The organism is Sorangium sp. So ce1014 (genome assembly GCF_051521505.1).
GTDB lineage: Bacteria > Myxococcota_A > Polyangia > Polyangiales > Polyangiaceae > Sorangium.
The window spans coordinates 8,187,691-8,208,325 of the sequence record NZ_CP150356.1 but is presented as its reverse complement, the minus strand read 5'-3'; the positions used below and the strand labels follow the sequence as shown (position 1 = coordinate 8,208,325).

Here is a 20,635-nt window from a genome sequence, read left to right as displayed (position 1 = left end):
CATGAAGATGATAATGAAAGTCGCTAGCTGAGGCGGCTATGTACGTGCAGAATGACCGCCCTGTCAAGAGATTCCGCTGGACCCATCGCGTCGATGGCCGGTGATTGCCGGGGATCTCGCCGGGACGGGCAGCGCGGCGTTGCCTCCACGCCCGTTCTCGAGGCGCGAATCGCCTGGATCGAAGCGGTGCCACGGCGATCCTCGGCGCATGCGTGCTGGCTGGTCTTCCGTCCGCCTCGATCGCGGCGGTCTCGACGTCGTGCCGCTCGGGCTCGCGTCGGGCTTCAGAGCAAGGTGAGGAGGCGCCGGGCGCGGGCCTCGGCCGACTGGATGATCTGCTCGGACTCGAGCTCGGCGATCTCGAGCTTCTTGCTCAGCGCGGTGAGGTACTGCTTCTCCGCGTCGTGCTGCTCGCCGTCGACGAAGGTGAGCAGCACCGCGTGCTGGAGCAGCGTGCGGCGGTCGTCGCCGCCGAGCTCGCCGAGGGGCACGTCGTCCAGGGTCCTTCGCTCGGCGGCGTAGGCGCGGATCTCCTTGGCCTGGTCCTCGCTCGCCTCGAACGCCGCGATCAGCCCCTCCACCATCTCGCGCTCTGTGTCGTGGAACTCGCCGTCCGCCCACGCCACGCTCACGAGCGACTTCACGATCGCCATGCTCTGCTCTTGCATGGCGACGAGTGTCGTCGCTCCTCCGGGGCAACGTCAATCGTGAGGGGACGGCGTCCTCGCCTCCGCGTGCGGCACGACGTGGAGGGCGCCGCGCGCGAGCGGCCCGGCCAGCGAGGCGAAGAGCTCCGGCCGCAGCGTCCCGGCGAGCCCGGCGAAGAGCAGGGCGAGCGCGACGAGCGCGAGCCACAGGGACAGGCCTCTCCGGCGCCGGGTCACAAGGGGCGCAGGCGGCCTGCTGCCCTCGTCCAGCGCGACCGGCTCGGCTTCGGGCGCGGCACGCTCGGACAGAACGGGACGCCCCGCCCGGGGGACGGGCGAGCGCACGCCCGCGATGGCGAGCGCGGAGCTCGCGGGGAGGGCCGCGACCGGGGGAGGCGTGAGGGTGAGGTCGAGGCCTGCGAGCGCCTTCATGCTGCGCGCGGCGCGGCGCTGCGTGCTGTGCTCCGACTGCGCCACGAAGCGCGCGACGAGGTCGTCGACCCGGGAAGCTCCGGCGCCGTCCGCCGGGGGGCGCGCGCTCCGGGATCGACGCGAGGCGCTCCACACGATGGCGTCGATGGGACCGAGGCCCGCCGGGCACGGCTCCTCCGCCGGGGCTGCGTCCGCGGGCGGGTCTGCCGGCGCAGCGTCCGCGGGCGGGTCTGCCGGCGCAGCGTCCGCGGGCGGGTCCGCCGGGGCTGCGTCCGCGGGCGGCACGGCGTCGAGCGCCGACAGCGGGGCATCCGCCTCCACCGCCGGCGAGGACTCGGCCGGCGCAGGCGGTGCCGCCAGGGCCGCCGCGGCAGGAGCATCGTCGCCGCGCTGCGCCGGAAGGGGCCAGGGCAGCGTGTGTCGCGCTTCCGGCGTTTCTTCGAGCGACGCGACGGGCGCTCGAGGACCCGCGGGCACGGCGCCGAGGTGCTCCCGACGGACGAGCGGCCAGCCGCCGTAGGCCGGGGTGACCTGGAGAGCTGCCGCCTCCTCGACCTTGAAATGGATGGCGGGGGCGCGCGCAGTCTCGACGGCCTCCGCCGGAACCTCGGTCGCCCCGGCGGGCGTCTCCGCCAGGCGGTTGGCCGCGGCGCACTCGGGCGCCATCCTCTCCGCCCATACGGCCGTGGACACGGTAGGCGTCGGCTCCGGCGAGAGCGGGACGACGCCGGCGGGATCCGGCGAGAGCTCGACGAGGATCGAGTCGGTCGGCGTGGGCTCCCGGGGAGGCGGCGCGACGCCGGCGGGGGCAGGGGAGAAGTCGACGAGGAACACCTCGATCCCCTCGGGGCTCGTGAGCGCCTCTCCGTACCCCGAGGCGCAGGCGACGGGCGATGAGGCTGCCACGGCGCGCGTCTCTTCAGGCGCGACGGCCGCCACCGCCGGCGCGATCGGCGAGCGCGACGCGATGAGCGCCACGGGCGCGATCGACCGCACAGGCTCGATGAGCTCCGGGATCACCGGGACCCCGGCCGGCGCTCCGGCCGTCTCGATCTCCACCACCGCCTGCACGATGGTGGGCGTCGGCTCCGGGAAAGCCTCGGCTTGCGCGCCGGCGTGCGTGGGGGGCTCGACCGCGCCGGTCTGCGCCTCGGCGCGCGGAGGGGGCTCGGGCGCGCCGGTCTGCTCGCCGGCGCGCGCGGCATGCTCGGGAGACGGCGCGACGGCCGCGGTCCCGGTGACCTCGCCCGCCACCGCAGAGGCCGGGAGCGGCGGCCCGGCGGTCTCCCACGCGACCGGCCCGGGACTGAGGGTGAGCTCCACGATCGCCGGCGCGATCGGCCCGGGGCTGAGGGTGAGCTCCACGATCGCCGGCGCCGGCGGCGCGGCCTCGTCGCGCATCGCGGCTGGGTCACGCGGCGCCACGGCGGCCTGGTCACGGGGCGCGACCGCCGCCTCGGCGCGCGGCTCGTGCTGCGATCGCGCGGGCGGCGGCTGCACCCTCTCGTTCGCTTCCTGCGCCGCGGGCCTCGCCTGGACCTCCGCCCGCGCGCGCTTCAGCCGGCCGGCCTCCTTGGCGCGCAGCGTCTCGCGGGCGAGCCGCGCCAGCGCGCGCCGGGCGGCGTTGCGGTTCACCGGGATCAGCGCGGCCTCGAGCTCGCGCGCCACCGCGTCCGGGTCGTGCTCGGACGCGGGGCGCGGGCGCGCCGTCGCCGCGAGGCTCGGCATGCTGCCCGCGGACGAGGCGAGCAGCCGTGCGAGCAGATCGCGCAGCAGCCGCGCCGCCTCCGTGGGCGCCACCGCCTCGCCGCGCGAGCGCAGCGTGACGGTGCCCTCGGTCGTGAGCAGCACCGCGCGATGATCGAGCCGGAGGGGCAGGCGCGACGTCGCGTCGCTGACCGCCAGCGCGAGGTAGCCCGAGGTCTCGGGCACCAGCGAGGCGCACCGCGCGTGCGCCGCCGCGAGCACCTCCTCCAGCGTGACGCAGGCGCTCACGAGAGCCCCCGCGCCGCCGCGTCGCTCGCGCGCGCCGGCCTGACCGGCACCCCCGCCGCCTCGAGGTACGCCTTCGCCTCGCCGATCGTGTACTCGCCGTCGTGGAAGATCGACGCGGCGAGCGCGGCGTCGGCGCCGCCCTCGACGAGGCCGGCGCGCAGGTGATCCAGCGTCCCGACGCCGCCCGACGCGATCACCGGGACCGGCACGGCCCGCGCGATGGCGGCCGTCAGCAGGAGGTCGTACCCGTCCCGCGTGCCGTCGCGGTCCATGCTCGTGACGAGCAGCTCGCCGGCGCCCGCGCGCGCGATCTCCTCGGCCCACGCGACCGCGTCGCGCCCCGTATCCCGCCGGCCGCCGTGGGTCACCACCGTCCATGCCACGCGCGAGGGATCCGCGATCCGGCGCGCGTCGATCGCGACCACGATCGCCTGCGCGCCCCACCGGTCCGCGGCGCGGCGCACGAGGTCGGGATCGTTCACGGCCGCGGTGTTGATCGCCACCTTGTCGGCCCCGGCGTGGAGGAGCGCCTCGATGTCCTGCTCGGACTTGACGCCGCCGCCCACCGTCAGCGGGGTGAACAGCACGTCCGCCGTGCGCGCGACGACGTCCAGGATGATGCCGCGCTTCTCGTGCGACGCGGTGATGTCGAGGAACGTGATCTCGTCCGCGCCCTCGGCGTCGTAACGGCGGGCGGCCTCGACGGGATCGCCGGCGTCCCGCAGCCCCACAAAGCGGACGCCCTTCACGACGCGGCCGTCCTTGACGTCGAGGCACGGGATGATGCGCTTCGCGAGCATACGTGGGCGTTAGCGTACCTGCCGCGCGTGGGCCAACTGTTGCGCCGCGCGCTTTCGCCGGCGAAAACGCGCGAGCGCCCTCCCGCGCTTTCGCCGGCGTTTCTGTCGCGGCGACCGGGCCGCGCGTGGGACCGGACGCCCGGAGCCTGACCGCGCCGCGGTTCCTCGCTACCATGGCGCCCATGCATTGCCCGCACTGCGGGAAACCCATCTCCGAGGGCTCGAACGCGTGCCCGCACTGTGGCGCCGCGCTCATGCCGCCGGGCGGAGCGGCGGGCCATCACGGCCTGAAGCCCGCGGCCCGCACCATGGTCGGCGTCGCGCTCCCCGACCTGCTCCGGCAGACGCCGCCCGCCCCGGCCGATCCGGGCGGCGCGGGTCACGGCAAGGCCGCGCTGCCGCCCATGGCCGGCGCGCCGAGCGCCGCCTCGCGCACGATCGTCGGCATGCCCGCCGCGATCTTCGGCCAGGCGCCCGTGCAGGCGGATCCGCGCCTGTCCGGGGGCACGCTTGCCGTCGGGACCCCGGGGGCAGTCGCGTCAGGCGCGCGCTTCGATGCGCCGGCGCCGCCGGGCGCGCCAGTGTACCCGCCACCGGGCGCGCCGGCGTACCCGCCGCCGGGCGCGCCGGTGTACCCGCCGCCGGGCGCGCAGCTCCTCGACCATACCGTGCCGCTCGCCCCGAGCCTCGCCGCGGCGCGCGGTCCGGCGCCGCCGCCGGCCGCGTCCCGCACGCTGGTCGGCGTCGCCCGGCCCGGCATCGCGCCGCTCGCGCCCGGCGCTCCGGCGGCCGAGCCCGGGCCCGATCCCGAGCTCGAGGCGCGCTACCAGCCGGCCGGCGAGCTCGGCGCGACGATCGCCCCCATGCGCTTCCGTGCCCCGGCGCTGCGGAACCCGGAGCTCATGCGCCCGCAGCGCCTCAAGCAGCGGCTGGCGCCGGCGCCGCCGCGCGCGCGCACGTCCCGCCGGGCCGTCGTCGTCGTCGCCGCGGGCGGCGTGCTCGCGCTCGGCGCCGTCCTGTTCGCGCTGCTCTGGCCGAGCGCGCCCCCGGTGACCGCGCGCGCCCGCGCCGACGCCGGCGGCCGCGAGGTCATCGAGCTCCGGTGCGACAGCTGCCCCGACGGCACGGCGGTCTCCACCGGCGAGGGCCGCGCGACCATCGCCGCCCGCGTCGCGCAGATCCCGCTCGCGAGCCCGCTCTCCGTCGGCGAAAACCGGATGAAGGTCGCCATCGACCGCCCCGGGAGGGGGCGCGACGAGACGGTCGGCGTCTCCATCCACGTCGCCTACCGGATCCGCCCCGACCTCGGCACCCTGCAAGGGGAGCGCCCCTCGATCCAGGTCGTGGTCGAGGCGAGCAAGGGCACGCAGGTGATCCTCGACGGCAAGGAGGTCGCGCTCACGAGCGGCCGGGCCATCGAGTCGATCGACGTCACCACGGCGGTCACCGGGCTCTCGGACGAGACGAAGACCTTGAGCCGGCAGGTGCCGTACACCGTCGTGCCGCCCGACGGCCCGCGCGAGCAGGGCATGGTGAGCGTCGCGGTCGGCATCGTCCCGCTCGGCATCGAGGCGCCCGGCCCGAGCGTGGTCATCGACAAGGAGAGCTTCGTGCTCGCCGGGCGCACGGCCCGCGGGGCCCAGCTCTTCGCCGGCGCGCACCCGATCGCCGTCCGCCCCGACGGCACCTTCGCGCACGTGATGAACGTCTCGTCCGTGGGCGCGACCCAGTTCGAGGTGCGCGCGAAGATGCAGGGCATGGCGCCGCGCATCGCGAAGATCGCGGTGCGCCGGGTCGACCGGCTCGCCACCGCCGCGAAGGAGTTCGCCGGCCGCGGTCCCATCGGCTACGCCGAGCTCGCCGCGGGCGGGAAGGACCACATCGGCAAGCCGGTCGCGCTGACCGGCGAGGTCCTCGAGGCGCGCCGGCAGGGGTACTCGACGCTGATCCTGCTCTCGGTGCCGCCCGCCTCCGGCTGCCAGGAGGCCGGCGCGACCACCGCGAGCGCGAGCCCCGGCGCCGCGGCGCGCTCGCCGGATGCGTGCAAGGTCCGGCTCGTCCACGGCGCCGACAACCCCGCCCAGCGCGGGGACGTCCTCACCGCCTACGGCAGCGTCGCGCCCCCGTTCGCCGCGCCGGGCGGCGCCGAGATCCCCGAGGTGTGGGTCGAGTTCACCCTGAAGGGCGCCCGATGAGCGTCGCGCGCGCGACAGAGCGCCGGCCGCGCCGGCCGCGTCGCCTCTGGAGGGCGGGCCTCGCCGCGGCCGCGGCCCTGCTCCTCGCCGCGGCGCCGCTCGCCTTCGCCGACGCGGTGGACACGAGCCGGCCGCACACGATCGTGGTCGGCGCGCCCCGCGGCTTCGCCCCGAGCGACCGGCTCGACGCGCGCCGCACCGGCCGCTCCGCGGCGCGGCTGCCCTTCCCCGCGCGCGAGGCGTGGCGGAGGCAGCTCCGCGGCGGCATCGACGCGGCGCCGCTCGTCGACGCCGACGGCGACCTTCTCCTCACGCTGACCGTCCCCGAGGTCGTCAAGCTCGGCGCCGACGGTCGGGAGCGCTGGCGCGTGCGCATCGGCGACAGCGCGCCGCTCGCGCCCGCCGCGATCACGAGCGACGGCACCCTCGCGCTGATCACCTCGTCTGGCCTCGCCGTCGGGCTCACGCCTGCGGGGAGCGTGCGCTTCGCGGTCCCCCTTGGCCTCCGCGGGCGCGACGCCGACGTGACGCCGCTCGCGCTCGACGACGGCGGGCTCGTCGTCGCCGCGGGGCGCTCCCTCGTCGAGCTCGCCGCGGACGGGAGCGTGCGCGCCCGCGCCGAGATCCCGGATCGCGCGACCGGCGCCCTGCTCGCGGGCCCCGGCGGCACGCTCGTCACCACCGAGTCGGGCGCGGTGCTGACCTGGCGTCCGCCCAGCGCGCCCAGGCGGCTCGGCTCTTTCGGCGGCCTGCCCCGCCGCGGCGCCGCGCTCGCCGACGCCCGCACGCTGCTCGCGGTCATCGACGGCCGCCGCCTCGTCGCGCTGGATCTGCCGACCGGGACCACCGGGGTCCGCCTCGGCGGCGCCTTCGGCGTGCTCGACGGGCCGCCCGCCGTCGGCGTCGGCGGTGTGGCCGTGGTCCTCTCGACCGTCGGCCTGCTCCTCGGGGTCGACGCCTCGGGCAACGAGGCGCTCCGGGTCGCCATCGACCGGCCTCTCGCCGCCCCGCCCGCCGCCGGGCTCTCCGGCCTCCTGGGCCCGGTGGACGCGAAGCCGAGCCCGCCGGTCGTGATCGATCGCACGGGCCGCGTCGGCTTCGTGCGTGCGGGAGGCCGCGCCGGCGTGGTCGAGGCGGACGGCAACGTCTCGATCGCCGCCGAGCGTGTCTGCGCTGCCCCGGTCGCCGTCGTCCCTGCGGGCGAGGAGCGGATGGCGATCGCTTGCCGTGACGGCACCGTGGTGATGCTGGCGCGCTGAGCCGCGCGCCCGGGCCCTTACGCCCCCCGCTGCCTGCCGCGCGCGGCTGCGGTCAGCGCGCCCGCGCGGTGCTCCGGGGACGGCCGTGGGTCAGCCGTCCTGGCTCGCCGTGTTCGGGGTCCACTTCTTCCAGGTGCCCTGCTCGTCCAGGTACAGCTCCGACTCGCCCGCGGCCGTCCTGAACCGCGTGATCGTGATCTGGTCATCGAGCGTCGCCGCGTCGGCCTCCTCGTACAGGGGTTTCGCGAGCGCGTCGGCGGGGAGCATGTGCATGCTCACGACGAACTCCTCGGCGTTCGCCTCGGCGATGCAGAATCCGTTGCTCTTTGTGTTGCTGAAGGCGAGGTACGGATTGATCGTCGCCTCTTTGGGATTGAAGGGGTCGACTTCGATGAGCTCGGCGATGTTCGCCATCTCGTTGACGTTCTTCAGCAGCGGATGGCTGGCCACCTGTTTCTGCAGCCGCGATTGGTACGTCATCGACGAGATCGCGGCGCCGGCGAACTCCACGATCTTCGGCGGGTCGGCGTCGGCGCTGTCCACGGCCGGCGTCCCTGCGAGGAAGGCGTGGGGATCGCCCGAGATCGCCACCACGTTGCGGGCCGCGATCTCGCCGATCAGCGCGTTCCGCTGCTCGCGGAAGCCGTCCCAGCCGTCGCAGCTCAGGTAGAAGCGCCGGTTGAGCGGCTCTGTGGCGGACATCGTTATATCGATGGCGAGCTGTGAAAGGCAGTACTCGTTTCCCCACACCTTCCATGTGCTCTTGGACCCGTTGATCTTGTCCTTGAACCACGCCAGCTGTGCCTCCCCCATGACCATGGCCTCGGCGGGGCGCCCGGTGGGCGAGTTGAACGCGATCAGCGAGGCCGCATCGAAGGTGTCCTTGACCACGAAGTAGCGCGACCCGAACGCGCTGTAGTAGTCGGGCTTCTCGAGCGCGAGATCGACGTACTTTCCGAGGTCGACGTAGGCGAGCCCAATATCCAAGAAGGCGCTCATGGTGCTGTCGATGAGGCGCAGCGGCGGCTCTGCCCCCTGCTCGTTCAGCTTCTCCACGATCGCATTGATGAAGGCGACGCTGATGGAGCGGGTCCGCTCGTCCTGCGTGTACCCGAGGTTCGGATCGAAGCCGAACACGGGCGCGGCCTCCTTCAGCACGTTCGCGTAGTAGCCGTCGTAGTCATCGATGTCGATGTACTTGCCCGCTACGTCGGGCACGCTTCCGCCCGCGCTCACAATAGCGCTATCCGTCGCGAAGACCTTGCCCGGGAAGCCCTCCTCCGGGATCAGGTGATCCGCGCGGTAAGTGCGGAGATCCGTCATCACGAGGTGGACGTGCTTCCCGAAGGTGAAGTCCCGGTAGATGGTGATGTCCTCAGGGTACTCGACCGTCTTGTTGTAGCGGAAATCGTCGCCCGCCGTGTAATCGACCGGCATGTACTCGAACCAGGCCTGGTTCGCCGCCTTGCGCCGCTCCTCGTCCGTCTCCGGCTGCCGGCCGTTGAAATAGGTCGCTGTCGCGCCGTGGCAGTCGCCCGAGAACTCGTGATCGCCCCAGACGGCGATCATGGGAAACAGCTCGTGCACCCTCTGGAGCGCCCGGTCGGACCGGTACGTCCTGTAGAGCTCCCGGTAGTTGCTCAGCGACTTGGCGGCGTGGTACGGGGCGCCCTGCGCCGGCTCGAAGGCGATGGCGCCGTTCACGTCCGAGAAGGTGATCTTGCGCTCCTCCGAAGGGGCCTGGAAGCTCGGATCGCCGGTCGTCTCGACGATGTAGTCCCCGAGGTGGACGATGAAATCGAGCTGCTGTCTCGCCAGGGCCGCATACGCGTTGTAGTAGCGACCGACATAGTCCTGACTCGACACGAAGGCGAAGCGCACAGGCACGTCCGCGTCGGGCGCCGGCGCCGTCCGCGTCCGGCCGATGCGCGAGCTGACACAGCCGTCTCCCGTCGTGTAGTAAAAGCGGTAATAGTAGGTGGTCCCGGCGCTCAGGCCGCTCACCTTGACCTTGACGCAGTGATCGAACTCCGCCCGGGCGGTCACGGGGAACCGCGTGCTGTTCGATCCCACGGTGGCCGCGTTGCCGGAGGTCGCCTTGAGCGTCACGAGCCGCGTGAACCCCTCGTCGAGCGCGACGACGAGCGACAGGCTGAGATCCGTCTTCTGGTCGCTGTCGACGAGCCGGGTCCACAGCACGACGCTGTCGGGCTTCGGGTCTCCGGAGGCCACCGACTGGGGAAAGGACGCGTCATCCTCTTGTACGTCGCAGGCGCCGGGCCCGCCCTCTTCGTCGGTGCAGGCCGTCGACACGACCACCGAGCCGGCGGTCACCAGGGTGGCGCGAAGAAAGTCTCGGCGTCTCATCATCGATTGAAGTCCTCCAACGACGGATACACCCCGGGCGCTGCGCGCGCAACGGCGGCGCCGGGCCCGCCCTCGCGCCGCGCGCCCGCGCGCTCCTCGGGCTCGCTCGGGCGCCGCGGGCCGCAGCATGGCGCTTCCGCGCGAAGGGCGCGAGGGCTACTTGACGTGCCGAGTAAGGCGGCCTCTCGTGCGGGCTCGACCCGCTGAAAGCATGTCATGTTCCAGACCCACCTCTCCCCTGAAGCGCTGCGCGGCGCCCTCGCGCGCCTCCGCAGCGGGCCTCCCGAGCGGGGCCGCGCCGGCGCGCGCCAGCCGGTCCATACCGTCTACGGCGGCGCCCACCTGTTCAAGGCCGACACGGCCCGGAAGCTCGGGGCGGTGGCGCTCCGCGTCGTCGAGGAGCACGCCCCCGACTTCGCCGCCTTTGCCCGGGCGATCGGCCTGCCGGGGGCCGACGGGCTCCCGGAGGAGCACGCCGAGGCCCTCGCGCTCTCGGCCGCGATCGAGGCCGGCGGCGGCGCGGCGGCGCGCGCCTCCGGGCCGGCGAGGCTCGCGCACGCGGTGTACGCGCGCGTGCTCGACAAGCTCCGCCGCGAGCCCGTGGAGGACCTGCGCATCGACTTCGAGGACGGCTACGGCGTGCGCCCAGGCCACGAGGAGGACGCGCACGCCGCCGCCGCCGCGCGCGAGGTCGCCCTCGGCATGGCCGCGGGCGGCCTGCCGCCGTTCCTCGGGATCAGGATCAAGTCGCTCGGCGACGAATGCGCCGAGCGCAGCCTGCGGACGCTCGACCTCTTCCTCTCCTCGCTCGTCGCCGCGTCGGGCGGCGCGCTCCCGCCCGGCTTCGCGGTGACGTTGCCGAAGGTTGTCGCGCCCGAGCAGGTCTCCGCGCTGGCCGACGCCCTCGACGCGCTCGAGGGCGCCCTGCGCCTGCCCGCCGGCTCGATCCGGATCGAGCTGATGGTCGAGACGCCGGCGTCGATCCTCGGCCCGCGCGGGGAGATCGCGTTGCCCGGGCTGGTCGAGGCGGCCCGCGGGCGGTGCGCGGCGGCGCATTTCGGTGCTTACGATTACACGGCGAGCTGCGAGATCACGGCCGCGCACCAGCACCTCGCCCACCCGGCGTGCGATTTCGCGCGACACGTGATGCAGAGTGCCCTGGCCGGCTCGGGGGTCTGGCTCTCCGACGGCGCGAGCAACGTCCTGCCCGTCGCGCCGCACCGCGCGCGGCCCGGCGGAGCGCCGCTCACACCGCAGCAGGTGGAGGACAACCGCCGCGCCGTCGTGGGCGCATGGCGGCTGAAGTACGAGCACGTCCGTCGCGCGCTCGGGAGCGGCTACTACCAGGGCTGGGACCTGCACCCGGCCGAGCTCCCGGTGCGCTACGCGGCCACCTACGCCTTCTTCCTGGAGGGCGTCGAGGCGACCTCTGCCCGGCTGCGGGGCTTCATCGAGCGGGCCGCCCAGGCGACGGTCGTCGGGACGGTGTTCGACGACGCCGCGACGGGGCAGGGGCTCCTGCGCTTCTTCCTGCGCGCGATCAGCGCGGGCGCGATGACGGAGGTCGAGGCGGCGGAGAGGACCGGCCTCACGCCGGACGAGCTCAGGGGCCGATCCTTCCATGCCATCGTGGCGCGCCGGAGCGTGTGATAGGAGAGCATCGGAACGGACGAATCGCACAGGGGCACGGGCCGCGGGCCCGAGGAGAACCGATGAGCGCGATCACGACGCACGTGCTGGACACGTCGCGGGGCTGCCCGGCGAGCGGCGTGCTGGTGGTGCTGGAGGTCGGCGACGGCGGCGGTTACCGGGAGGTCGGCCGGGGCACGACCGACGACGACGGCCGGCAGAGAGGCCTGCTCCCGCCCGGCGAGCGGCCGCTCGCGGGCACCTACAGGCTCACCTTCCACACCGGCGCCTATCACGCCGCGCTCGGGGTCGAGAGCTTCTACCCCACCGTGTCGATCTGCTTCGAGATCCGGGACCCGGCGCAGCACCATCACGTCCCGCTGCTGCTCAGCCCTTACGGTTACGCCACGTACCGCGGAAGCTGAGGCGGAAGCTGAGACGGAAGCTGAGAGCTGAGCGCGCCCCCGCGGGCGGTGCGACGGAGCATGGGCGCTCGAGCGTCGCGCGCTGGAGCGCGTGCGCTTGTCGCGCCTGATGCGGAGGCGATCGAGGGGCCCGCGGCGGCGGCTCCCGCGTGACGCATGGCGATGGAGCTCATGATACGATGGACGCTGCCCGGTATTGGGGCAGCTGGAGGGGAAACGGTGGGCTCTCTACGAACTCGCTCAGGTGAAGCGCGGGATCGCCGGCGCGGTGCTGGCTTGCTCGTCGTCGCGATGGTCGCGCCCTCGCCCGGGTGTGCGCCGGAGGAGCGGCGCTTCGTCGATCCAGGCGCGACGGGAGGCGATGGCGCCGCCGGTGGTGCAGCAGGTGGATCCGCCGCTGCGGGAGGCGGTGGCGGCGGCGAGGCTGGCGGCGGCGCTGGCAGCGGCGAGGCTGGCGGCGGCGCTGGCGGCGGCGAGGCGGGTGGCGGTGGCGCTGGCAGCGGCGGGGGGAGCCCCGTGGCGTGTTCTCCCGCGGAGGCGCGGTGCGCCGGCGATCTCCTGGAGGAGTGCGGCGGAGACGGGCAGTGGCGACCTGTCGGTTGCGCCGGGTGGTGCGGCGCGGGCGCGTGCGTCGTGCCGCGGAGCTGCCAGGGCGGCTCGCCCGGAGCAGGCGAGGCCTGCGGTCCGGAGCGGAACCAGCCTTGCTGCGCGAGCCCGCGCGTTCCGGGCGGCAGGTACAACCGGAGCAACGACGAGGCCTATCCTGCGGAGGTGAGCGATCTTCGCATGGACCGGTACGAGGTCACGGTCGGACGGTTCCGCAGCTTCGTCGAGGCGTATCCCGAGAGCCGACCTTCCGGCGGCGCCGGAGCTCACCCGACGATCCCGCAAAGCGGCTGGGACGGCGGGTGGGGCTCCCGTTTGCCGGCGACCCAGGCCGAGCTGAGGGAAGCATTGAAGTGCAAGCCGGGATTGCACACGTGGACGGACGACGCGGGCGAGAACGAGGCGAGGCCGATCAGCTGCGTGAGCTGGTTCGTTGCGTTCGCGTTCTGCGCCTGGGATGGCGGGCGGCTCCCGACGGAAGCGGAGTGGAACCATGCGTCTGCCGGCGGGGGCGAGCAACGGGACTATCCGTGGGGCAACGCGTTTCCCAACGCCACGTACGCCGTGTACAACGCGGCGGGCAGCGCGGTTGTCGGCTCGAAATCGCCGAGAGGCGATGGCCGGTGGGGGCAGGCCGACCTCGCGGGGAACCTGTGGGAGTGGACCCTGGATTTCCATGGGCCGTACCTCGCCCGGTGCTCCGATTGCGCGAAGGTCGAGGGCGGCTCCACGCGGGTGATCCGCGGCGGCAGCTGGTGGCAGCCCGACGCGGAGGACATCTCCACTCGCCTTCGGGAGAGCTGGGACCCGGCCGATCTCACGGACGCGCTCGGGGTCCGCTGCGCAAGGTCGCTGTAGCGCCGGCCGCGCTTCGTGAGGCGACGCTGGCCAGCGCCGTCAGGCGCCGCGGTCAGGGGGAGATGAGGTAGATGACCGTGAAGGCCACGGTGAGCGTCGCGGCTGCAAGCGCGATGAGCTTGGGCATGGTCCAGTCGTCTTCGATCTTCGGGTTCTCTGTGCTCATCGTGGTCCTCCGCCGTGCTCTCCGCGCGCGTCGCGCGCGCCCGTCTCCTGGCAGAACGCGGACTCGCCGTCAACCCTGACCCCCGGCCGCGACGGACCGGGCGATCTCATGCGGGCGCCTCCGCCGCTGCTTTGGCCGCGCCCTGTCCGCCCGCGTGCAGCAGGGCCAGCCTCACCACCTCGGGCAGCAGATCGGCGAGGAGATCGCGCAGCGACGCCCGGTCGAGCTCGTGGCGCTCGATCCAGTCGAGGCTGGTCGCTTCCACGAACCCGATCCACCCGCGGAGCGCCACCCGGAGCGCCGGGGGCCGCTCGGCCACCGGCGCATCGGCGAGCAGCTTGTCGAGGAACCGGCTGCGGGTCTCCTCGATGATCGCCAGCACCTCGGCGTCCGAGCCGATGCCGCCCCGGAAGATGGCAGCGTAGGAGATCCCCTGTTGCTCGACATACGCCAGATAGGCGTCCAGCCCGGTGCGCAGCCGCTCCGGCTCCGGCACGTCGTCGACGTCCAGCGACCGCTCGACGAGCTCGCGCGCCGCTTCACGCAGGACGTCGATATAGAAATCGCGCTTGGTTGGAAAATAGTGGTAAAGAAGCCCTTTCGAGATGCCTGCGGCCTGCGCCACCTCGTCGATGGATACGTCGTCGTAGGCTCGCTGGCTGAAGAGCTCGAGCCCCAGCGCGAGCAGCTGCGCGCGGCGCGCGTCGAGGTCGAGCCGCTGCCGGGGCGGCTTGCCCTCGACGCGCCGGGACGTCGCGGCGCGGGACGGCTTTCGGGTCGAGATCATGAGAGGCGGACACCCTACGCTTCCGTCGATCCGGGTTCAATCTCGGCAGAAGCGGCGACTCCGGTTCATGCATTGGGCCGCTCTCGCTGCGCTCTTGTTCCGCTGGCGTCCTCTCTTCGGCTTGCCGGACGCGACCGGTGGAGAAAGCGTGTCCGTCGCAGCCCTCGCCGGGCGCCGCCGCTCGACGTGCCGGGCGTGCGTCGCGCGGGCCCGGCGTCGTCTTTGCTCCTTGTGGCGCCCTTGCATGGCGCATCCCTGGGATGTGCAGGAGGGAGACATGCAGCATCTCACGATGTCCGCTCTGGGCGCCGTCCTGCTCGCGACGGCGCTCTCGCGCGCCGCGTTGCCTGTGCGCCCGGCCCGCCCGCTCACAGCCGCGCTGACCGGGCAGGATGAGGTGCCCGGTCCCGGCGATCCGAGGGGGAGCGGCACGGCCCGCCTCACGTTCGATCTCGTCCGGGGCGAGGTCTGCTTCGACCTCACGGTCGCCGGCATCGCGCCGGCGGTCGCGGCGCGCATCCACGAGGGCCCTGCCGGCCACGCGGGCCGCGGTGTCATCACGCTGATGCCGCCGACGGGCGGCAGCTCCAGCGGCTGCGTCAGCGCGGCCCGCGACGACCTGAGCGCGCTGCTCACCGCGCCGGAGCGGTATTACGTCGCCGTCCGCACCGCCGATTTCCCCGACGGCGCCTTGCGAGGCCAGCTCTCGCGCTGATCGCCCCGCCCGAAGCCCGGACACCCCGGCAGCCCGGACAGGCGCCGTGCCGAGGACGAACTCCCGCCCCGGGGGCCGTGCGTCCCCGGATCTACCCGCCCCACAGCAGCTTCTTCAGCCGGATCTCCGTGATCTTCCGCTGCTCTTCCGCCGCGATGTGCAGCTCCTCCTCCGGCGTGTGCTCGATCCGCTCGCGCAGCATCTCCAGCATCTCGTCCGCGCTCTTCCCGGTGGCGCACACGATGTAGATGAACCCGAACTTCTCGTCGTAAGCGAGGTTGTACTGCGCGAGCGCCTCCCGCAGCTCCTCGGCCGCGGCGTTCATCCCCGCCTGTTCCTGGCTCGAGAATCGCCTCGCCGTCGCGCTCGCCTCCGCGGCCTCCGCCTGCGACCAGGTCTCCCCGATGCGGGGGTGCGCGCGGAACGCCTCGAGCCAGTCGTCCGGACCGAGCCGCGCGAACACCTCCGACGCCGTCGCGAGCAGCGCCTCCTCGACGCGGAACGGCCGCGCCGCCGCCATCTGCGACGCCCACGAGGACGCCCCGCACGCCGCGCGGAGCTCCGCCTCCGCCTCCCGTTCGGTGAGCGCGTTGAGCCAGCGGAGCCGCTGCTCCGCCGCCCCGCTCCGGGTCGCCTTGCCGAAGATGCGGAGCCGGCTCACGCCGCCGTCAGGATAGATGTTCAGGCGGACGTGCGTGAACGGCCCCGCCGCGCGCAGCTCGTCCTCGAAGAGGTGGCGCGTGTGCGCCTGGAGCTTCGTCTGCGGCACGATCTCCCGCCAGTCGCCCGCGCCGGCGAGCTCTTCCACGGGGCGCCCCGCCGCGTCGATCCCCTCGATCATGCAGCTGTCGGGGTAATTGCCCTTGAAATGGTTCGTGTCGACCTCGATCCGGCGGATCTCGCCCTGGGCCGCGAGCGCCACGAGCGCCCAGTCGTAGCCGGGCCCCCTCCGGCGGCGCGTCTCCCAGCCCTCTCCCATGTTCGCCGCCCGGCCGGGCAGGATGAGGTTGTGGCGCACCCCGAAGAACATGTCGCTGCACGAGAGCACCCGGGCGCCGTTCTCCGCGGCCCCGAGGTCGAGCTCCGCGCCCGGCCGGTCGAGCCGGCGCCAGTCGGGGACGGCATCGCCGTGCACCCGGAGCCGCGCCACCCCGCCGTCCGGATAGATGTTCAGGCGGAGGTGCGTGAGCCGGGAAGGGCAGCTCACCGCAAACGCGTTCTGCGCGTCGCCGGCGAGCGCCGAGCGCGTCAGGATCTCGACCCAGTGGGTCCGCGGATTCAGCAGCTCCTCCACCCGCGTATCCGGCCGCGCCGCGCACGCCTCGATGGAGCAGTGCTCGGGGTAGTTGCCCCGGAAGAACGCCGTGTCGATGACGACCCCGCGGATGATCCCGGGCAGCCCCAGCCGGACGAGGCACCAGTCGAACCCGGGAGTCCGGCGCCGGCGCGTCTCCCAGCCATCCATCCACTTCCCGCGATCTGTGTACTCGTGCTCCAGGAACACCGGTCTCCCGGCCTTGAGCAGGTTCTCCTTCGGCGCGAAGAACTCGTCGTTCGCCGAGATCACCGCGCCGCCCAGGCGCTCCGAGGCGAGGTCGAGCGCCTCCGCGAACGCCGGCCCCGTCACCCCTCTCTCTTCAGCCATCGCCCCCTCGCCTCCCCGGAGAAGCTCCCGCGGTCATAGACCCTCTCGCCGCGGAGGTAGGTGGCCTGAACGACCCCCTGGAGCTCCTCCCCGGCGTACGGCGTCACCTTGTGCCGGTGCTCGAGGAGCGGCGGCTCGACCCGGAAGGTCGCCTCGGGATCCCAGATCACGAGATCCGCGTCGAACCCTCGCCGGATCTCCCCTTTGCGGCGCAGCCCGGCGAGCCGCGCCGGCCCCCGGCACAGCCAGTCCGCGAGCCGCGCGAGCGGGATGCCCCGGCGGCGGGCGTCGGTCCACACGATCGAGAGGCCGAGCTGCAGGCTCGAGATCCCGCCCCAGGCGGCGTCGAAATCGCCGGCCTCGAGCCGCTTGAGCTCGGGCGTGCACGGGGAGTGGTCGGAGACGACGAGATCGATGAGCCCGCCCTGGAGCGCGGCCCAGAGCTCCTCGCGGTTCTCCCGCTCCCGGATCGGCGGAGCGCACTTGAAGGGCGTCGCGCCGTCCGGGATCTCCTCGGCGGCGAAGTGCAGGTAGTGCGGCGTCGTCTCCGCGGACAGCGCGGCGCCGCCGTCGCGCGCCCGCCTCAGGATGCCGAGCGCCGTCGCCGACGAGAGGTGGACCACGTGCGCGGCCGCGCCCGTCGCCTGGCAGAGCGCCGCGAGCAGGGCGATCGCCTCGTCCTCCGCCTCGCGCGGCCGCGAGCGCAGGTAGGCGGCGTACGTCCGCGGATCCAGGCCGGCGAGCGCCGCGCGCGCCGCGTCGATGGGGCCGGGGAGCTCGGCGTGGACGAGCAGCGGCGCCCCCGTGCCCGCGAGCACCTCGAGCGCCGCCCGCAGATCCGCCTCGGCGACGTGGCCGAACTCCGCCACGCCGGAGTCGACCATGAAGCACTTGAAGCCGAGCGCGCCGGCCTCGAGCAGCGGAATCAGCTCTCCCGCGTTGCCCGGGACGGCGCCGCCCCAGAAGCCCACGTCGACGAGGCACCGGCCCTCCGCCGCGCGCGCCTTCTCCTCGAGGTGCGCGACCGTGGTCGTCGGCGGGATGCTGTTGAGGGGCATATCGACGAGCGACGTCACGCCGCCCGCGGCCGCGGCGCGCGTCGCCGTCTCGAACCCTTCCCACTCGGTCCGTCCGGGCTCGTTGATGTGCACGTGCGCATCGACCAGGCCGGGCATCACCACAGCGCCCTGCGCGTCCACGACGGGGCAGCCCTCCGGCACCTCGTCATGTCCGGCGACGGCGACGATCGAGCCGCCCAGGATGTGCACCGAGGCCGGCCGCACGGCGCCTCCGGTGACCACCCGCAACCCGCGAACGATGAGGTCCGGCGTCATCGGGATGCGACGATACCACGGCGCCGGGCGGACCGCCGAGGCGGCGCACCGTCGCGGCTTGAGCTCTCGCCGTCCTGCTCCTACGCTGCCCGGCGTGAGCGCCGACGGCCGATCTGCGCCGCGCCAGGGCGGCGCACCGGGGCGCAGCCCCGTCCCCTGGGAGCCGCTCTTCCACGAGAAGAGCCGTCTCTACTGGTCGATCCGTCCGCGGGCCGAGGCGTTCGCGGGGTGCGTCGACTGGCCGCCGGTCGAGGACTACAACCGGGCGCTCGGCGAGGGCTTCCCCGTCCGCTTCGTCGAGCAGCCGCCGAGGTCGCGCCGCCGCGGGCGGCACGGGCCGCTGGACCTCTCGGCGCTCTACGACGCGCGCATCCACGTCGAGGGTTGCGTGCCCACGCGTCCGAGGAACTGGCATGACTTCCTCAACATGCTTGTGTGGGCCGCGTTCCCGCGCGCCAAGGCGGCGCTCCACGCGCGCCAGCACCGGGCGATCGCCGCGCGCCTCGACCCGTCTGCCGAGGCGCTCCCGCCGGCGCGCACGCGCGAGCTGGACGGGCTCGCGCTCCTCGACGAGGGCGGGCTCCTGCTGCTCTACGACGACGCGCAGGCGCGCGCGGCGCCCCTGCTCGTCGACGCCTCCGATCTGCGGCGCTGCGCCGGCGAGGTGCAGGGCGCCGTGCAGCGGGGCGAGGCCGCGGCGCTCGTCTTCGGCCACGCGCTGTACGAGAGCCTCCTCCGGCCCGGTCCGACGGTCTACGCGCTGGTGCACGCCATCGCCTGCGAGGGCCCGCTGCCGGCGACGCCGGACGCGCTCGTCTCGCTGGCCGACGTGCGCCTCAGCGACGCGCTGCGATCGCCCGGCAGCTTCGCGCACCCCGAGCGCAGTCCGCGACTCCCGGTCGACGAGCGCGTTCTATGCGGCGGAGCGCCGCTCTGTGTTGCGACGATCGGGGTTGCTGCAGATGCCGTGGGGAGGGGATAAGAGGCGAAACGATGAGCACCCCCGCGCTTCACCTCTACATCGGCAGCAAGAACCTCTCGTCCTGGTCGCTCAGGCCGTGGCTCGCGATGTCCCATGCGGGCGTCCCGTTCGAGGAGCACGTGATCCCGTACGAGCTCCCCGACTGGGTCGACCGCGTGGCGCAGCGCTCGCCGACGCGCAAGGTGCCCGTCCTGTGCCACGGCGAGCTCGTCGTGTGGGAGTCGCTCGCCATCTGCGAGTACGTGGCCGAGGCGTTCCCCGGAGCGCGTCTGTGGCCCGAGGGGCGCGAGGCCCGCGCCGTCGCGCGCGCGGTCAGCAGCGAGATGCACTCCGGCTTCGCCGACCTGCGCCGCGAGCTGCCGATGGACATCGCGCGGCGGCACCCGCGGCGCGCGGTCTCGGACGCTGCGGCCCGCGACATCGCGCGCGTCCTCGGGATCTTCCGCGACTGCCGCGCTCGGTTCGGCCAGGGCGGCCCGTTCCTGTTCGGCGCCTTCTCGATCGCCGACGCGATGTTCGCGCCCGTGGTGACGCGCCTGCTCTCGTACGATGTCGAGATCGATGACGTCGCGCGGGCGTATGCGGGCACCCTCACGTCGCTCCCGGCGATGGCGCGCTGGTCCGCGGCGGCCGCGGAGGAGGTCGAGAGAAACCCGCACCTCACCGCGCCGGCGGGCAGCTCGTATACGAAGGCGGCCGGCGGCGCGGCGCCCTGAGCGTGCGCGAGGCTTGCGCCCGCGAGCGGGTTGCCTTCGGCCGCACGCTCGAGGAGCTGGCCAGCGAGCGCGCGGAGCGCATCGAGGCGGCGCGCGCGGGCTTCGACTCGGTCCGGCTGACGCTCAAGGGCGGCGCGCCGTTCCTCTCGGTCGACCCCCGCCCAGCGACCCGGCCCAAGGCCAGGCTGTACGGGGGTCGAACCCCGTCGCGAGCCGGTGAACCCCGTCAGGACCGCCGCCGCGCCGCGAGCGCATAGACCAGCGGCAGGCGGCGCCCGAACCTCCTCATGCGGAACTGCCCGGACGGCCCCTCCGCCATGTCCGGGAAGATGTCGTACGGAGACCAGTCGATCTCCCGGAGCCGCTCCAGCGTGAGCCCGGCGTCGAGGAGCGCTGTCACAACCGTCCCGATACCGTGGTTCCAGCCGACCTCCTTGAGCCTCACGGGCGCGTCGCGGTCGGCGTACGTGCCTGTCTCCTCGGTGAGGATCGGCTCTCCGTGCCCGTCGTACGGATAGACGATGTGCTCGAACGCGTCGTCGAACGTCCACACGACGGGGTGGAACTCGACGAGGTGCAGGACGCCCCCAGGCTTCAGGCACGCGGCGGCCGCGCGCGCCCAGCGCGTCATGTCGGGAAGCCAGCCGAGCACACCGTACGATGTGAACACGATGTCGAATGTCTCGCCGCCGACGGCCGCTGGAGCGTCATAGACGTTGGCCTCCACGAACCGCGCGTCCAGCGAGAGCTCCTCCGCGAGCGCGCGCGCGGCGAGGATGGCCTTGTCGGAGAGGTCGAGCCCGGTCACGCGCGCGCCCAGGCGCGCCCAGGACAGTGTGTCCTGACCGAAGTGGCACTGCAGGTGGAGGAGAGACTTGCCGCGTACGTCGCCGACCTGATCGAGCTCGATCGGCTTGAGCGAGCTCGCGCCGGCCCGGAACGAGGCCAGATCGTAGAACTTGGACGCCACGTGCACGCGGGTGCGCCCGTTCCAGGCAGCGCGGTTCATGTCAAACCATTCGGCCTCGATCATGGGAGCCTGTCTATCACGGCTCCTGCCGCGCCGCATCGCGCCGC

At 73.8% G+C, this 20,635-nt stretch carries 17 protein-coding genes; 9 read left to right on the top strand and 8 right to left on the bottom strand.

The features are described 5' to 3' along the window. Positions 1-284: 284 nt before the first annotated feature. The 3 genes from WME75_RS30975 to hisF are packed head-to-tail and all read right to left on the bottom strand — an operon-like array spanning position 285 to position 3,874. Entirely contained in the window at positions 285-668 is a 384-nt protein-coding gene (locus WME75_RS30975; RefSeq protein ID WP_437478727.1) for a TerB family tellurite resistance protein, read from the bottom strand. 33 nt (positions 669-701) lie between these two features. Then, positions 702-3,074 (bottom strand): hypothetical protein, encoded by a 2,373-nt coding sequence (locus tag WME75_RS30970; protein ID WP_437478724.1) that lies wholly within the window; start codon positions 3,072-3,074, stop codon positions 702-704. After that, positions 3,071-3,874, bottom strand: a complete 804-nt coding sequence (gene hisF / locus WME75_RS30965; RefSeq protein WP_437478721.1) for an imidazole glycerol phosphate synthase subunit HisF — start codon at positions 3,872-3,874, stop codon at positions 3,071-3,073. Before hisF ends, WME75_RS30970 begins: the two co-directional genes overlap by 4 nt. A 182-nt stretch (positions 3,875-4,056) precedes the next feature. On the opposite strand from hisF, the gene WME75_RS30960 reads away from it, so the two are divergent. Together WME75_RS30960 and WME75_RS30955 are read left to right on the top strand one after the other, a co-directional pair. Further along, positions 4,057-6,069, top strand: coding sequence for a zinc ribbon domain-containing protein (locus WME75_RS30960; RefSeq protein ID WP_437478718.1), 2,013 nt, complete (start codon positions 4,057-4,059; stop codon positions 6,067-6,069). Then, positions 6,066-7,328: a hypothetical protein gene (locus tag WME75_RS30955; protein ID WP_437478715.1), complete on the top strand. Its 1,263-nt coding sequence runs from the start codon at positions 6,066-6,068 to the stop codon at positions 7,326-7,328. The genes WME75_RS30960 and WME75_RS30955 overlap by 4 nt, the downstream gene beginning before the upstream one ends. A gap of 90 nt (positions 7,329-7,418) precedes the next feature. On the opposite strand, the gene WME75_RS30950 is transcribed toward WME75_RS30955, so the two are convergent. Then, a complete protein-coding gene (locus WME75_RS30950) occupies positions 7,419-9,698 on the bottom strand; it encodes an alkaline phosphatase D family protein (RefSeq protein ID WP_437478712.1) in 2,280 nt (759 codons plus the stop codon). A gap of 213 nt (positions 9,699-9,911) precedes the next feature. On the opposite strand from WME75_RS30950, the gene WME75_RS30945 reads away from it, so the two are divergent. The 3 genes from WME75_RS30945 (at position 9,912) to WME75_RS30935 (ending at position 13,213) form a co-directional block, all read left to right on the top strand. Then, positions 9,912-11,345, top strand: coding sequence for a DUF6986 family protein (locus tag WME75_RS30945; RefSeq protein ID WP_437478710.1), 1,434 nt, complete (start codon positions 9,912-9,914; stop codon positions 11,343-11,345). A 62-nt stretch (positions 11,346-11,407) separates the two neighbouring features. Further along, the gene (gene uraH / locus WME75_RS30940) at positions 11,408-11,749 is read left to right on the top strand and encodes a hydroxyisourate hydrolase (RefSeq protein ID WP_437478708.1); all 342 of its coding nucleotides are present in this window, start codon (positions 11,408-11,410) and stop codon (positions 11,747-11,749) included. 276 nt (positions 11,750-12,025) lie between these two features. After that, entirely contained in the window at positions 12,026-13,213 is a 1,188-nt protein-coding gene (locus WME75_RS30935; protein ID WP_437478705.1) for a formylglycine-generating enzyme family protein, read from the top strand. A gap of 272 nt (positions 13,214-13,485) precedes the next feature. Here WME75_RS30935 and WME75_RS30930 read toward each other — a convergent pair whose 3' ends face one another. Continuing rightward, positions 13,486-14,166, bottom strand: a complete 681-nt coding sequence (locus WME75_RS30930; protein WP_437478702.1) for a TetR/AcrR family transcriptional regulator — start codon at positions 14,164-14,166, stop codon at positions 13,486-13,488. 277 nt (positions 14,167-14,443) lie between these two features. Here WME75_RS30930 and WME75_RS30925 point away from each other — a divergent pair, with 277 nt between their 5' ends. Then, positions 14,444-14,881, top strand: a complete 438-nt coding sequence (locus WME75_RS30925) for a CHRD domain-containing protein (protein WP_437478700.1) — start codon at positions 14,444-14,446, stop codon at positions 14,879-14,881. A gap of 91 nt (positions 14,882-14,972) precedes the next feature. Here the strand turns inward: WME75_RS30925 and WME75_RS30920 are convergent, their stop codons facing one another. Next, positions 14,973-16,526, bottom strand: coding sequence for an allantoicase (locus WME75_RS30920; protein WP_437478697.1), 1,554 nt, complete (start codon positions 16,524-16,526; stop codon positions 14,973-14,975). Then, positions 16,505-17,860 carry an allantoinase AllB gene (allB, locus tag WME75_RS30915; RefSeq protein ID WP_437478694.1) on the bottom strand — a complete coding sequence of 452 codons (1,356 nt, stop codon included), beginning with the start codon at positions 17,858-17,860 and terminating at the stop codon, positions 16,505-16,507. Before allB ends, WME75_RS30920 begins: the two co-directional genes overlap by 22 nt. A gap of 94 nt (positions 17,861-17,954) precedes the next feature. Between allB and WME75_RS30910 the strand changes: the two genes are divergently transcribed. From WME75_RS30910 to WME75_RS30900, 3 genes are read left to right on the top strand one after another with little or no spacing between them, the layout of a single operon-like run. Then, positions 17,955-18,842, top strand: a complete 888-nt coding sequence (locus tag WME75_RS30910) for a DUF3025 domain-containing protein (RefSeq protein WP_437478691.1) — start codon at positions 17,955-17,957, stop codon at positions 18,840-18,842. A gap of 11 nt (positions 18,843-18,853) precedes the next feature. Next, positions 18,854-19,558 carry a glutathione S-transferase family protein gene (locus WME75_RS30905; protein ID WP_437478688.1) on the top strand — a complete coding sequence of 235 codons (705 nt, stop codon included), beginning with the start codon at positions 18,854-18,856 and terminating at the stop codon, positions 19,556-19,558. A gap of 2 nt (positions 19,559-19,560) precedes the next feature. After that, positions 19,561-19,815, top strand: a complete 255-nt coding sequence (locus WME75_RS30900; RefSeq protein WP_437478685.1) for a hypothetical protein — start codon at positions 19,561-19,563, stop codon at positions 19,813-19,815. Here WME75_RS30900 and WME75_RS30895 read toward each other — a convergent pair. Then, complete coding sequence (locus WME75_RS30895; RefSeq protein WP_437478682.1) at positions 19,785-20,591, bottom strand: class I SAM-dependent methyltransferase; 807 nt, start codon at positions 20,589-20,591, stop codon at positions 19,785-19,787. The genes WME75_RS30900 and WME75_RS30895 overlap by 31 nt on opposite strands. Positions 20,592-20,635: the final 44 nt, after the last annotated feature.

Bases quoted from the DNA above. Each gene is read 5' to 3' on its own strand.
- uraH (WP_437478708.1), top strand. From the start codon at position 11,408: ATGAGCGCGATCACGACGCACGTGCTGGACACGTCGCGGGGCTGCCCG.
- WME75_RS30905 (WP_437478688.1), top strand. From the start codon at position 18,854: ATGAGCACCCCCGCGCTTCACCTCTACATCGGCAGCAAGAACCTCTCG.
- WME75_RS30975 (WP_437478727.1), bottom strand. From the start codon at position 668: ATGCAAGAGCAGAGCATGGCGATCGTGAAGTCGCTCGTGAGCGTGGCG.
- WME75_RS30895 (WP_437478682.1), bottom strand. From the start codon at position 20,591: ATGATCGAGGCCGAATGGTTTGACATGAACCGCGCTGCCTGGAACGGG.
- WME75_RS30930 (WP_437478702.1), bottom strand. From the start codon at position 14,166: ATGATCTCGACCCGAAAGCCGTCCCGCGCCGCGACGTCCCGGCGCGTC.
- WME75_RS30955 (WP_437478715.1), top strand. From the start codon at position 6,066: ATGAGCGTCGCGCGCGCGACAGAGCGCCGGCCGCGCCGGCCGCGTCGC.
- WME75_RS30950 (WP_437478712.1), bottom strand. From the start codon at position 9,698: ATGATGAGACGCCGAGACTTTCTTCGCGCCACCCTGGTGACCGCCGGC.
- hisF (WP_437478721.1), bottom strand. From the start codon at position 3,874: ATGCTCGCGAAGCGCATCATCCCGTGCCTCGACGTCAAGGACGGCCGC.
- allB (WP_437478694.1), bottom strand. From the start codon at position 17,860: ATGACGCCGGACCTCATCGTTCGCGGGTTGCGGGTGGTCACCGGAGGC.
- WME75_RS30945 (WP_437478710.1), top strand. From the start codon at position 9,912: ATGTTCCAGACCCACCTCTCCCCTGAAGCGCTGCGCGGCGCCCTCGCG.
- WME75_RS30925 (WP_437478700.1), top strand. From the start codon at position 14,444: ATGCAGCATCTCACGATGTCCGCTCTGGGCGCCGTCCTGCTCGCGACG.
- WME75_RS30920 (WP_437478697.1), bottom strand. From the start codon at position 16,526: ATGGCTGAAGAGAGAGGGGTGACGGGGCCGGCGTTCGCGGAGGCGCTC.
- WME75_RS30960 (WP_437478718.1), top strand. From the start codon at position 4,057: ATGCATTGCCCGCACTGCGGGAAACCCATCTCCGAGGGCTCGAACGCG.